The sequence below is a fragment of the Devosia sp. genome (genome assembly GCF_024707125.1).
Classification (GTDB): domain Bacteria; phylum Pseudomonadota; class Alphaproteobacteria; order Rhizobiales; family Devosiaceae; genus Devosia.
Window position 1 is genome coordinate 826,527 of sequence record NZ_JANQAH010000009.1, and the last position, 12,849, is coordinate 839,375.

The 12,849-nt window shown below is 61.8% G+C and carries 11 protein-coding genes; 10 read left to right on the forward strand and 1 reads right to left on the reverse strand.

Going from position 1 to position 12,849, the window contains the following annotated elements:
• Positions 1 to 21: 21 nt before the first annotated feature.
• Positions 22 to 282: a hypothetical protein gene (locus tag NVV77_RS14085; RefSeq protein WP_295414315.1), complete on the forward strand. Its 261-nt coding sequence runs from the start codon at positions 22 to 24 to the stop codon at positions 280 to 282.
• 219 nt (positions 283 to 501) lie between these two features.
• On the opposite strand, the gene NVV77_RS14090 is transcribed toward NVV77_RS14085, so the two are convergent.
• Positions 502 to 1,074: a GcrA family cell cycle regulator gene (locus NVV77_RS14090; protein WP_295414473.1), complete on the reverse strand. Its 573-nt coding sequence runs from the start codon at positions 1,072 to 1,074 to the stop codon at positions 502 to 504.
• A gap of 364 nt (positions 1,075 to 1,438) precedes the next feature.
• On the opposite strand from NVV77_RS14090, the gene NVV77_RS14095 reads away from it, so the two are divergent.
• From NVV77_RS14095 to NVV77_RS14135, 9 genes are all read left to right on the forward strand, one after another.
• Positions 1,439 to 2,638, forward strand: coding sequence for an aspartate aminotransferase family protein (locus NVV77_RS14095; RefSeq protein ID WP_295414317.1), 1,200 nt, complete (start codon positions 1,439 to 1,441; stop codon positions 2,636 to 2,638).
• A gap of 131 nt (positions 2,639 to 2,769) precedes the next feature.
• Positions 2,770 to 3,702 carry an ornithine carbamoyltransferase gene (argF, locus tag NVV77_RS14100; protein WP_295414319.1) on the forward strand — a complete coding sequence of 311 codons (933 nt, stop codon included), beginning with the start codon at positions 2,770 to 2,772 and terminating at the stop codon, positions 3,700 to 3,702.
• 193 nt (positions 3,703 to 3,895) lie between these two features.
• A complete protein-coding gene (locus tag NVV77_RS14105) occupies positions 3,896 to 4,888 on the forward strand; it encodes an Hsp33 family molecular chaperone (RefSeq protein ID WP_295414475.1) in 993 nt (330 codons plus the stop codon).
• A gap of 115 nt (positions 4,889 to 5,003) precedes the next feature.
• The gene (locus NVV77_RS14110; protein ID WP_295414321.1) at positions 5,004 to 5,720 is read left to right on the forward strand and encodes a LuxR family transcriptional regulator; all 717 of its coding nucleotides are present in this window, start codon (positions 5,004 to 5,006) and stop codon (positions 5,718 to 5,720) included.
• A gap of 64 nt (positions 5,721 to 5,784) precedes the next feature.
• A complete protein-coding gene (locus NVV77_RS14115; protein WP_295414322.1) occupies positions 5,785 to 6,651 on the forward strand; it encodes an acyl-homoserine-lactone synthase in 867 nt (288 codons plus the stop codon).
• Between the two features lie 9 nt (positions 6,652 to 6,660).
• Positions 6,661 to 8,481, forward strand: a complete 1,821-nt coding sequence (locus tag NVV77_RS14120; protein ID WP_295414324.1) for a glycosyltransferase family 2 protein — start codon at positions 6,661 to 6,663, stop codon at positions 8,479 to 8,481.
• A gap of 45 nt (positions 8,482 to 8,526) precedes the next feature.
• Positions 8,527 to 9,021 (forward strand): DUF2937 family protein, encoded by a 495-nt coding sequence (locus tag NVV77_RS14125; protein ID WP_295414326.1) that lies wholly within the window; start codon positions 8,527 to 8,529, stop codon positions 9,019 to 9,021.
• An 88-nt stretch (positions 9,022 to 9,109) separates the two neighbouring features.
• Positions 9,110 to 10,513 (forward strand): adenosylhomocysteinase, encoded by a 1,404-nt coding sequence (gene ahcY / locus NVV77_RS14130; RefSeq protein WP_295414328.1) that lies wholly within the window; start codon positions 9,110 to 9,112, stop codon positions 10,511 to 10,513.
• 200 nt (positions 10,514 to 10,713) lie between these two features.
• Positions 10,714 to 12,729: a methyl-accepting chemotaxis protein gene (locus NVV77_RS14135; RefSeq protein WP_295414330.1), complete on the forward strand. Its 2,016-nt coding sequence runs from the start codon at positions 10,714 to 10,716 to the stop codon at positions 12,727 to 12,729.
• Positions 12,730 to 12,849: the final 120 nt, after the last annotated feature.

The window sequence follows — 12,849 nt, forward strand, 5'->3', positions numbered from 1 at the left end:
GGCGCTGTTGTGGAGGAAAAAGTGGCCCTCTTTCAGAAGGCGGAGCCGATCCGGTGGACGCAACTGACGATGCCCGAGCATATCGTCATGCTGGCCATGACGGCGGACGTGCAAAAGGACGTTGAGTGGTCGATCCTGCGCGGGCTTTGTTTCCACGGTCTTGCGGTCATCACTCCGAAGGGCCTGAAGCTGACGCATCTGGGACGGCGCGTCATTGCCCAAAGGCATGGTCTGCCGGTGGTGGTCGGGCGCGATCCCAATAGTCGGGCGTCGGCACACTAACGTTTACTTCCAATTTGAACTGTCCCTACCCTCGGTAGTTACCCCGGCGAAGGCCGGGGCCCATCCTGAAATCTCAAGATGGATCCCGGCCTTCGCCGGGATGACAGCCGGTGGAAGGGAAGTCATCGTGGCTCAGTCGAAGCGCCAAGCCCTCTAGACTGGCCAAACAAAAAGGGCGCCTCGCGGGCGCCCTTGGGTTTTTGAAAGCTGCCGAAAAACTCAGCGCTTCTTCTTGTCGAGCTGGTGATAGGCCCGGCGCGAGTGGAAATCGCAATAGGGACCGGTCTCGAGGCTGTGCTGGCCGCAGAAATAAAAATCTTTTGAGAGCGGGTCGCCGATCGGCCACTTGCAGGTGTGCTCGTTGAGCTGCAGCAGGCTGAGGCGCTTGTCTTCGGGAATGAAGAGCTCTTGGCTCGCCGGGGCGACATAGAGCTCGGCTTCGATCTGCGGCGACATGGCAAGGGCGGTGGCGCCCATCACCTGCGGACGCTGCATGACCTGCGGGCGCGGCTTGGCGGCGGCTGCCATCGAGCTGACACCGGCAGAAATGCTGGGGCCGGACGGACGGCGCGGCGCCTGGCGCGGCGCGGGCCGGGCGCGCGGTGTGGTATTGGTGGGCTTGGCGCGGGCCGAAAGTTTGAGGCGGTGCACCTTGCCGATGACGGCATTGCGGGTGACGCCTTCGCCCAGTTCGCCGGCGATCTGGCTGGCGCTGAGACCTTCCATCCAAAGCTTCTTCAGAAGCTCGACACGCTCGTCGGTCCAACCATTGGGCTGCGTTCCGGTAACCATCGTCAACTTAGAATCCTCTCTCATGCCGCCAAAGTGGCCTGGCAGCCTTTTCGACTCTACAGCTCGTATGCTGAGTGGGTCCGCCACACGATATCTCGTGTTCCCCAACGAGTTAGACACTACGACATCGCAGGAATCGGGATCAAGAGTCGGGGGCATTTTCCCCCCAAAAATCAGTGGTTAATTTTGCGCTAACATTCCTTGAGTCAAATCAGGCACTTGGGCCCGAGAGCGTTGACTTGACGGGTAAAAACCGCCTATTTCTTCCCACCAAACGCGCTGCCTGAGGGGCGCGTTTTTGATTTGTGTGGCAGGTTTGCCACGCTTTTTATCCCACCTCCCGAACCTGAAAGGGGAGAAATCCATGTCTGCGCTCTATGCCACCTACGCCCGTTCCGAAGTTTCGTTCGAGCGCGGCGAAGGCATGCGCCTTTTTGACCAGCATGGACGCGAATATCTCGACTTTCACTCGGGCGTGGCGGTGAACGCGCTTGGCCACGGCGACGCGCATCTGGTGAGCGCGCTCAAGGCTGCCGCAGACAAGGTCTGGCACACGGCCAACACCTTTACTATTCCCGAGCAGGAACGGCTGGGCCAGCGGCTGGTGGATGCCACCTTTGCCGACGCGGTCTTCTTTACCAATTCGGGCGCCGAAGCCATCGAATGCGCTATCAAGACGGCGCGTCACTATTTCTGGGCCAAGGGCCAGGGCAACCGCTACGAAGTCATCGCTTTCTCCGGTTCCTTCCATGGCCGGACGCTCGGCACCATCGCGGCCGGCGGCAATCCCGACTATCTCGAAGGTTTTGGGCCTCCGGCCCCCGGCTTCAAGCATGCCAGGCCCGGCGATCTCGACAGCGTCAAGGCGCTGATCACGCCCGAAACCTGCGCCATCCTTATCGAGCCCGTGCAGGGCGAGGGCGGGGTCACCGCCATGTCGAGCGAATTCATGCAGGGTCTGCGCAAGCTCTGCGACGACAATGACATGCTGCTCATTCTCGACGAAGTGCAGTGCGGCTTTGGTCGGACCGGTCGCTTCTTTGCCTATGAATGGTCTGGCATCACGCCCGATATCGTCGCTGTGGCAAAGGCTATTGGCGGCGGCTTCCCGCTTGGCGCCTGCCTTGCCAAGGGCGATGTCGCGGCCTCCATGGTGCCGGGCACGCATGGCTCCACTTATGGTGGCAATCCCCTGGCGACGGCCGTGGGCAATGCCGTGCTCGACCGCGTTCTGGCGCCGGGCTTCATCGACAATGTCAACGCCATGGGCCAGCGCCTCTCCTGGCACCTGCAGCAGCTCGCACAAAAATATCCGGACTATGTGCTGGAACTGCGCGGCAAGGGCCTGCTCTCGGGCATCAAGCTCTCGACCCCGGTGCGCGACATGGTCACGCGCCTGCGTGACGATCATCAGTTCCTCTGCATCGGGGCAGGCGACAATGTGCTGCGTCTCCTGCCGCCGCTGATCGTTTCGGAGGCCGATATCGAACTGGCCATGGCAAAGATCTCGGCTGCCTTCGACGCCATCGAGGCGGAAGCGGCTGCGGCGCCGGCGGCGAGCTGATCGTCATGTTGACGTTTTATCATTTTGGGCGTCGCCGACGCGGTTTGTTCCCTCCGCCTAACTAGGGCAGAGTGCAAACCCGCGGCTGCGGCCGCCCCAATTTCATAAGCGTCACAAAAGGAACCCGGCCCATGTCATCGACCGGTACCCCCAGGCATTTTCTTTCTATCGACGATCTTTCCTATGCCGAACTGCGCGGCATGCTCAATCAGGCGGGTGCGCTGAAAGCTCGCCTCAAGGACGGCGATCGGCCACAGCTCCTCAAGGACAAGGTGCTCGCCATGATCTTTGAACGTCAGTCCACCCGTACCCGTGTGTCCTTCGATGTCGGCATGCGCCAGCTCGGTGGCGAGACCATCATGCTCTCCGGCCAGGAAATGCAGCTTTCGCGCGAAGAAACCCTGGCCGATACGGCCAAGGTGATGAGCCGCTATGTCGACGCCATCATGATCCGCATTCTTTCCCATGCTGATCTGCTGGAACTGTCCGAAGCGGCGACCGTGCCTGTCATTAACGGCCTGACGCGTCGGGCGCATCCGTGCCAGATCATGGCCGATCTCATGACCTTTGAAGAGCATCGCGGCGATATCCGCGGCGCCAAGATTGCCTGGGTGGGCGACAGCAACAATGTCCTGCACTCCTGGGTGAATGCGGCCGAGCTCTTCGAATGCGAGCTGACCATCGCGACCCCCGACGAATATAGCCCGGAAAAGGACCTGATGCAGGACATCACCCGGGCCGGCAAATATGCCAAGCTGATCGAGGATCCGCGCGAAGCCGTCGAAGGCGCCGATCTCGTCATCACCGACACCTGGGTGTCCATGGGTGACGTCGATGCCGCCGAGCGCCGCCGGGTCTTGAAACCCTATCAGGTGAACACCAATTTGATGAGCTTGGCGAATAAGGACGCCCTGTTCATGCACTGCCTGCCCGCCCATCGCGGCGACGAGGTGACCGACGAAGTGATCGATGGTCCCCAGTCGGTAGTGTTCGACGAGGCCGAAAATCGCCTCCATGCCCAGAAAGCCATTTTGTGCTGGGCCTTCGGGGTTGAAACGAACTAGGCGCGTTTTCGCGCCGCCGCTTGCAGTCACCCACAGTGTCATCCCCGCGGAAGCGGGGATCTCGCTTTTGTCGAGAGGGAGATTCCCGCTTTCGCGGGAATGACGCCGTTGTTGATTTTGACATGTGGCGCGTTTCGCTCCCGGGGCGTAGCCTCATTCGAAAGCCTATAGAATGACCACGGAACCGACGACCATGACTGACAGCTTCCTTTCCGCCATGGGCCTTGATCGCCCTGAAACCGGCGATGATGCCGTGGTGCCCTTCACTCTTGAAAAGCTCGATACCCGCGGCCGCATCCTGCATCTGGGCGCTTCGCTCGACGCTATCCTCTCGCGCCACAATTATCCCGCCCCGGTCGCGCGCCTCCTCGGTGAAGCCGTGGTGCTGACCGCGCTCATCGGTTCGTCGCTGAAATTCGAAGGCCGGCTGATCCTGCAGACCCAGACCGATGGTCCGGTCAATCTGATCGTTGTCGATTTCGACGCGCCCGACGGCATGCGCGGCTATGCCCGCTTCGATCATGACATGGTGGTCAAGGCGGCCGAAGCTGGCCGCACGAGCCCTGCCGAACTGCTCGGCAAGGGCCACCTGGCCATGACCATCGACCAGGGTGCCCATACCGAGCGCTATCAGGGGATCGTGGCACTCGACGGCCATAGCCTCGAAGAGGTCGCCCATACCTATTTCCTGCAGTCCGAACAGATCCCCACCCAGGTGCGCCTCGCCGTGGCGCAGATGTCGGTGCGGGGTGACCATCGTCCGCGCTGGCGCGCCGGCGGCATGCTGATCCAGCATCTGCCCGAAGGTGGCCTCGTGCGCATGGCCGATCTGCCGGGCGACGGCAATTTCGAGAACACCGACCCCAACTTCAAGGAAGCGGACGGCTGGGCCGAAGCCCGCTCCATGCTGGCGACTGTCGCCGATGTGGAACTGGCCGATCCCGAAGTCTCGCCCGAGCGCCTGCTGTTCCGGCTCTATCACGAGACCGGCGTGCGCGTGTTCCCGGCGCTGCCACTCGAAGAGCGCTGCACCTGCTCGGCCGACCGGATCGAGGAAATGCTCGCCAATAATTTCTCCGACGAAGAGCGCGAGGATATGGCGGTCAATGGCGAGATCGAAGTCGTCTGCGAGTTCTGCTCGTCCGCCTATCGGTTCAACCCGCACCAATTTCAGGTGAAGCACTAAACCTTTCAGGCGCCGAAAAGATATTTGTCGTCTATTCTTCGGCGCCTGACTTGAATTTTTTTCGGGCCTCGGCAAAATTGCGCTCATAAGGGTCAGCAGGGGGAGCTGCATCCAAATGAATGTCGACTTGATGTTGACGATCGAAGCCCTGCAGAACCAGGAAAGCCAGCACGGCATTCATGCGGTAGTGCTCGACGCCATCCGTAAGTATGGCTTCGAACGTTTCATCATTTCCGGCCTCCCCGATCGCGGCATGGATGTGCGCCCCTTCGTGCTGCTCTCGGGCTGGGACGACGAGTGGTACCGGCGCTATACCAATCTTGGCTATGTCGATGTCGACCCCGTGGCGCGGAACTGCTTTGCAACCACATTGCCCTTCGATTGGTCCGCGGCGCCCTATGATCGCGCCGAGGATTTTTCGGCGCGGCGGGTGATGGATGAAGCGCGCGACTTCGGCATGGATGAAGGCCTCTGCGTGCCGGTCCATCTCGAAGGCGGCATGCAGGGTGTCGTCTCGCTGGTCGGCCGAACCGACTGGCTCGACGAAAAGCAGCGCTTGGAACTGCACATGCTGGCGCTCTATGCCCATGGGCGGCTGCGCTTCCTCAATACCATGGACCGCACACCCGTCCGGCGGCTCATCACCCCGCGCGAAGCCGAGGTGCTCAAATGGGTCGCGGTGGGCAAGACGGCCTCGGAAATCGCAGATATCACCGGCCTCAGTTTCAGGACCGTCAATCAGCATTGCGAAAACGCCCAAAGGCGGCTCGGCACCAATAATCGCCTCCACACCGTGGTCGAGGCCATCCGCCAGAAGCTGATCGTTCTCTAGCGCTTTTCCTCTTGCTGAATCCCGTTTGACACGGGCACCTCATCACACACCGGCCTTCGCTGGGGTGACAATCGAGAGTGGGACTCTTTCAGCGCTCAATCAAAGCCTTTGCCTGGCCTGGTTGCAGGGCACCTTTGCGCGTCGCGCGCCGACTCAAATTTTAGAAAAAAGCCGCGTATTTTCGCCGGAAACGGCCTCCTGGCTATTGGGAGATTTGCCGATTTTCAGCCGCGTGACCACCGTGCCAAATGCTCTGCAACGATGCAGGCAACTTGGGGGCAAGGGAATGCAAGTGCATATCATCCGCGCGCCGGTTAGCGGTGACAATCCTCGGCTTCTCGAGGAGAACTATCGCCTGCGTCACAAGATTTTCGTTGATCTTCAGGGGTGGAATGACTTGCGTCGGCCCGATGGGCGCGACATCGATGATTTCGACAATGCGGACGCAACCCACATCCTCGTCACCGATGGCGAAGAACTTGTTGGCGGCTCGCGTATCACCCCGCTCAACAGACCAAACTTGCTGCAGACAGTGTTTCACGGGCTTGTGCTTGGAGACCTCCCTGCCGACCCTTCGCTTGGGGCCGATTGGACGCGCTTTTATGTTCGTCCAGATCGACGCGAAGGCCGGCGGCGCGCACCCGAGTCTGCAGCCCTTTTCTGCGCGATGATGGAATATGCCCTCGCGGAGGGCTTTACCTTCATCACTTTCGTTTCCTCTCTGTCCATGGTGGAGCACGGCACCAGCGTGGGCTGGAGGATTACCCCGCTCGGAGCACCAGTCCTGGTCGACGGCAAGGCCACTGTCGCCGCCTGGATCGAGGTTTCCGAGCAGGCCCTCTACAATGTGCGGCGGGCCACCGGGATGAGCCATGCGCTCATCCCGGCCTCTGCGCTGCGACGAGGGCAAGGCGAGGCCCTGACGGCCTGACGGTGCGCCATGCCGCGCGCCTTCAGGCTCATGCGGGCCATTGTCGGGACGGACGGCGACGAGGCAGTGGCAAGGCGCCTGCTTGAGGAAGCGCTGCTGACCGAAGTCGACCCGCTCCTCCACGCGGCCTTTTCCCTCAATATCGATATCAGTACGGCGCTCGAGCGTGGCGCCACGGCGTTCGGGCTGACCTTTTTCGACGTCATTCCGGCCGGCAGCGGTTCGGCCGGACCCTTGCGGATCGAGCGTCTCGCCGATGTGCATTTCGTGCGGGCGACGACGCTGGGCGAGGAAGTGGCCTATGCCGCGCCCGACTTCAACGGGCTCATGCGGCTCGGTGCACTCCACGACACCGATCCATCGCTGACCCGGCGGCTCTGTATCGTGCCGGGCGCCGCCTTGCGCCAATATCTCGCGGCCGAAGCCGCGCCCGATCTGCTTGTTGCGGCGCGGCAGGGGCTCGTGCGTCATTGGCCGAGTGCCACGGCCAGTCTTGAACTGACGCTGGGCGTGCGTCTCGCCTTTGGCGCGCTGGTGCTGGCCCTCGTCGCGACGCTGCTTGCCTTGCCCTATCTCGCCTCTGCCTGGGCGATGCCGGCCTGGGCCGCGGTGATGCTGCTGCCCGCGCTCATTCGCCTTGCGTCCCTCTTCACCCCCAATCGCGCCACGGCGCCCGAGGCGCGGGTCGATCCGCAGGACCTGCCGCTCTATTCGGTGCTGGTGCCGCTCCGCGACGAGGCCGACATGGTCGACCAGCTGTGTCGAGGTCTTCTGGCACTCGATTATCCCGCCCACCGGCTCGATATCATCTTCGTGGTCGAACAGCGCTCGCCCAAGACCGTGGCGGGGGTGCGCCGGCACCTGGGCGATGCACGCTTTTCGCTCGTGGAAGTGCCCCATGCCTTGCCGCTGACCAAGCCCAAGGCGCTCGATTTCGCGCTGCCCTTCTGCCGGGGCGAGTTCGTCGTGGTTTTCGACGCCGAAGACCGCCCGGAACCGGGGCAATTGCGGCAGGTCGTCAACCAGTTCCGCCGCGCGCCGCACCTTCATTGCATTCAGGCGCGACTGGTGATCGCCAATGGCCGGAAGGGGGCCCTGCCGGCGCTCTTTGCCGGCGAATATGCCGCGCTCTTTTCCGTCTTCCTGCCGGCCCTGGGGCGCTGGGGCATGGTGATGCCCCTGGGCGGAACCTCGAACCATTTCAGGCTCGCGAGCCTTCGCGCCATTGGGGGCTGGGACGCGTACAATGTCACCGAGGATGCTGATCTTGGCGTTCGGTTGGCGCGGCGGCGGCTCAGCTGCGGCACCAGCAGTTCGGCGACCTACGAGGATGCCCCGGAATCGCTGCGCGTCTGGATGGGGCAAAGGCGACGCTGGATGAAGGGCTGGATGCAGACCCTGCTCGTCCACAATCGTCACCCCCGCCAGTTGATCCGGGATCTGGGCTGGTGGCGCTTTCTGGTGTTCGAGATCGTGGTTTTTGGGATGATCCTGTCGCCGCTTCTGCATACCGGCTTTCTGCTCACCTGCCTTTTCGCCCTCGTCATCGGCCGTGGCGAACTGCTGCGGCTCGACCTATGGGCGGCAAGCTGCCTTTCGGTCCTGGCGCTCGGCTATGGCATCGCCTTTGCCATCCACATCGTGGGTCTCATCCGCACCGGGCAGATGCGGCTCCTCCCCTGGCAATTGTTGCTGCCGGTCTATTGGATCGCAGCGGCCTGGGCGACGCTGCGGGCGCTGGTTGATTTAACCCTAAAACCCTTTGATTGGATCAAGACGGCCCATCGCCCCGTTTCTGACACGGCCAGGCGGCAGGTTGCCGCCGAATAGCGGCTCGGGCACACTGCTCCCGTGCGGCAGGAGAGGGATGAAAACATGCGGCGCATGCTGGCCAGTGTCGGTGGGGTCGGGCTGGCGGTGATGCTGAGCCAGTTTCCTGAATATGCGCAGCAATATACCCAGCGCCTCGGCGGGGCGGTGGACGAACTGCGTGTTGTGACCGCGGATTTTGACAATGCAGCCCAAGAGGCGGGGCTCGACCGGGATGGCGCGCTCGACCGCTATCAGAGCTCCAGCGACACCTTCCTCGCCGATCGCGGCGAGAGCATGGAGCGCACCTTTGTGCGCTATGACCAGTTGAGCGCGACGCTGCAGAAGGTCCAGGGCGCCGATCCGCTGGAGCGGTTCAAGAACCTGCCGTCTTTCCTCGACACCGATATCGGCCGAAGGACGCTCGAAAACTACCAGCCGGCCGTACCCGTTACCATGGAAGGGCTGTTTTATGCCGCGGCCGGCTATCTGGTTGTGTCCGGGCTTGTCCGCTTCTGCGCGCTGCCTTTCCGCCGCCGGCGCCTCTACTACCGTTCATAAGACATAAACATACCTTTATATCCCCGGTTGAATGCGGCGGGTCTCTTGCGTATAGGAGGACCAACCAAAATTCTTCCGGAGACCGAGCATGACTCGTCAGACGACCGATTACGCGGTTAGGGACATTTCGCTGGCCGATTTCGGCCGCAAGGAAATCCAGATCGCCGAGATCGAAATGCCGGGCCTGATGGCAATCCGCGAGGAATATGCCGCGGCCCAGCCCCTCAAGGGCGCCCGCATCGCCGGCTCGCTGCACATGACCATCCAGACCGCCGTCCTGATCGAGACGCTGGTCGCGCTCGGCGCCGAAGTGCGCTGGGTCTCGTGCAATATCTTCTCGACCCAGGACCACGCCGCTGCCGCCATCGCTGCCGCCGGCATCCCGGTCTTTGCCCACAAGGGTGAGACGCTGGAAGAATACTGGGACTTCACCGATCGCATGATGGACTGGGGCAATGGCCTCACCCCCAACATGATCCTCGATGATGGCGGCGATGCCACCATGTACATCCTCAATGGCGCCAAGGCCGAGAAGGACATCTCCGTCCTCGCCAAGCCCGGCAATGAGGAAGAGGAAATCTTCTTCGCCACCATCAAGCGCCGTCTCGAAAAGACTCCCGGCTTCTTCACCAAGATCAAGGATGCGATCCGCGGCGTTTCGGAAGAAACCACCACGGGCGTGATGCGCCTCTATCAGCTGCACGCCAAGGGCGAGCTGCCGTTCCCGGCCATCAACGTCAATGACTCGGTCACCAAGTCCAAGTTCGACAACAAGTACGGCACCCGTGAATCGCTCGTCGACGCCATCCGTCGCGGCACCGACGTGATGCTGGCCGGCAAGGTCGCCATCGTTTGCGGCTATGGCGATGTGGGCAAGGGCTCGGCCGAATCCCTGCGCGGCGCCGGCGCCCGCGTGCTCGTCACTGAAGTCGATCCGATCTGCGCTCTCCAGGCCGCGATGGAAGGCTTTGAGGTCGTGACCCTCGAAGAAGCCGCACACCGCGCCGACATCGTCGTCACTGCCACCGGCAACCGCGACGTGCTGATGGTCGACGACATGCGCAACCTCAAGGACATGGCCATCGTCTGCAATATCGGCCACTTCGACAACGAGATCGACGTTCTGGGCCTGCGCAACTTCAAGTGGACCAATGTGAAGCCGCAGGTTGACCTCATCGAGCAGCCCAACGGCAAGCGCCTGATCCTTCTGTCCGAAGGGCGTCTGGTGAACCTCGGCAATGCCACGGGTCACCCGAGCTTTGTCATGTCCGCTTCCTTCTCGAACCAGACGCTGGCCCAGATCGAACTCTGGACCAATGGCGAAAAGCTCGAAAAGAAGGTGCATGTGCTGCCCAAGCACCTCGACGAAAAGGTCGCCGAACTGCACCTCGCCAAACTCGGCGCCAAGCTCACCAAGCTGAGCAAGACCCAGGCCGACTATATCGGGGTCAGCGAAAACGGCCCGTTCAAGTCGAACGAATACCGCTACTGATTTTCCGGCCCCAGGGGCCGGTTGCAGACCAGGGGGCTCGCTTCGGCGGGCCCCTTTTTTCTTGAAGCATCAAAATAAGTTGGCCGCCCCGGCATCCTTTACGCCCGATTAATCACAAAGCCGCATTTTTGCTCTCGTAGAACCACCGAACTGCCGTAGCGTCTGCCGTCAGATTTGGGTGCATTGAATAGGGAACCCAAATGTTGAATTGGCTTACGGGTAGTTTGTCGCGCAGGCTCTATGGCCTGCTGGCTATTTTTGCTGTCGGCATGATGGGGGTCGTCTCCTATCAGCTCTACAATCAGCGCGTGAATCTCGAAGAGTTCAAACGCACCGAATTGCAGAGTGTGGTGCAGACCGCGGTCTCGACGGTTCAGAGTTTTTACGACCGCTCGCAGGCGGGCGAATTCAGCGAAGATCAGGCCAAGTCCCTGGCGCTCGAAACCCTGCGCGGCATGCGCTATCAGGGTAACGAGTATTTCTTCGTCGATACCTATGACCTCGTGATGCTGATGCATCCGACCAAGCCCGAAAAGCAGGGCTCGGACCGCGCCATCGAAAAAGATGGCAATGGCACGCTCTACATCAAGGAAATGGTGGAGAACGTGAAGGCCAATGGCTCGGCCTTCCAGACCTATCTCTTCACCAAGCCCGAGGGCGGGCTGGCCGACAAGGTCTCCTATGCGCAGGGTTTCGAGCCCTGGGGCTGGAGCATTGCGTCGGGCATTCTGTTCAATCAGGTGGACGCGATCTTCTGGCAATCCGCGCTTGAAGGCGGCGTGATCACGCTCGCCATCATCGTGGCCATCCTGATCGTCGGCGTTGTCATCGCCCGCTCGATCGCCAAGCCCATGGTGGAACTCAACAAGGCCATGGTGCAGGTCGCCGACGGCGCCTATGACACGGTGATCGATGGTACGGCCCGTGGCGACGAAATCGGCGCAATGGCGCGCGCCGTGGAAGTCTTCCGCGAAAACGGCCTGAAGGTTGCCGAAATGACCGAGGCGGAAGCCGCCCGCATCATTCGCGATTCTGAAGCCCGCCAGAAGATGATGGTGGAACTGCAGCGCTCCTTCGGCGACGTGGTCAATTCGGCCGTCGAGGGTAATTTCTCCCATCGCGTGCCGGCCCAGTTCCCCGATGCCGAGCTCAACGACCTCGCCAATTCGGTCAATCGCCTCGTCGACAGCGTCGACCATGGTCTCAATGAAACCGGCTCGGTGCTCTCGGCCCTTGCCAATACCGATCTCACCCAGCGCATGGTGGGCGAGCATCGCGGCGCCTTCGGCAAGCTCAAGATCGACATCAATGCAGTGGCCGACAAGCTCACCGATATCGTCGGCCAGCTGCGCGGCACTTCGGGCACGCTGAAAACCGCGACCAGTGAAATCCTCTCCGGCGCCAACGATCTCTCCGAGCGCACCACGCGCCAGGCGGCGACCATCGAAGAGACCTCTGCGTCCATGGAGCAGCTGGCTCAAACGGTCACCGAAAACGCCAAGAAGGCGGCGGACGCCAGCCAGAAGGCGGGTCTGGTCTCGCGTTCCGCCGAAGAAGGCGGCGCGGTGATGGAACAGGCCAACTCGGCGATGGAGCGGATTACCCAGTCCTCCTCGAAGATCTCCAACATCATCGGCATGATCGACGACATCGCCTTCCAGACCAATCTGCTTGCCTTGAACGCTTCGGTGGAAGCGGCGCGCGCCGGTGAAGCGGGCAAGGGCTTTGCCGTGGTCGCGGTGGAAGTGCGGCGTTTGGCCCAGTCGGCTGCCAATGCCTCGTCCGAGGTCAAGGCGCTGATCGAGCAGAGCGCGCAGGAAGTTGGCACGGGTTCAAAACTCGTGGCCGATGCCGCGGGCAAGCTGACCTCCATGATGGATGCGCTGCGCGCCAATACTGCGCTGCTCGATGACATCGCCCGCGCCAGCCGCGAACAGGCTTCGGCCATCGACGAGGTCAATACCGCCGTCCGCCAGATGGATGAGATGACCCAGCACAATGCGGCGCTGGTCGAAGAGGTCAATGCCGCCATCGAGCAGACCGAGAACCAGGCGAGCGAACTCGACCGCATCGTCGATGTCTTCGCCCTCGACGCCCGCCCCAGCCTTGCTACCCGTCCGGCGCCGACGCGGAGCCAGCCCAAGGTGAAGGCGGCTGCCGCGGCCTATCTCACCCAGGGCAATGCCGCCCTTAAGGAAGACTGGTCAGAATTCTGATCTCAGCTAGACATCATGCTGCAAAGGGGCCCATCGGGCCCCTTTCGTTTTGCCCGGTAGCGGAATTTTTACCCTGTTTGTGCTTACTGAAGGCGAGACGTGGATGGACGGCCACAGCTC

Excerpts from the sequence above, each read along its gene's own strand:
- ahcY (WP_295414328.1), top strand. The coding sequence starts at position 9,110 with ATGACTCGTCAGACGACCGATTACGCGGTTAGGGACATTTCGCTGGCC.
- NVV77_RS14090 (WP_295414473.1), bottom strand. The coding sequence starts at position 1,074 with ATGGTTACCGGAACGCAGCCCAATGGTTGGACCGACGAGCGTGTCGAG.
- NVV77_RS14125 (WP_295414326.1), top strand. The coding sequence starts at position 8,527 with ATGCGGCGCATGCTGGCCAGTGTCGGTGGGGTCGGGCTGGCGGTGATG.
- NVV77_RS14095 (WP_295414317.1), top strand. The coding sequence starts at position 1,439 with ATGTCTGCGCTCTATGCCACCTACGCCCGTTCCGAAGTTTCGTTCGAG.
- NVV77_RS14105 (WP_295414475.1), top strand. The coding sequence starts at position 3,896 with ATGACTGACAGCTTCCTTTCCGCCATGGGCCTTGATCGCCCTGAAACC.
- NVV77_RS14110 (WP_295414321.1), top strand. The coding sequence starts at position 5,004 with ATGAATGTCGACTTGATGTTGACGATCGAAGCCCTGCAGAACCAGGAA.
- NVV77_RS14120 (WP_295414324.1), top strand. The coding sequence starts at position 6,661 with ATGCCGCGCGCCTTCAGGCTCATGCGGGCCATTGTCGGGACGGACGGC.
- NVV77_RS14135 (WP_295414330.1), top strand. The coding sequence starts at position 10,714 with ATGTTGAATTGGCTTACGGGTAGTTTGTCGCGCAGGCTCTATGGCCTG.
- argF (WP_295414319.1), top strand. The coding sequence starts at position 2,770 with ATGTCATCGACCGGTACCCCCAGGCATTTTCTTTCTATCGACGATCTT.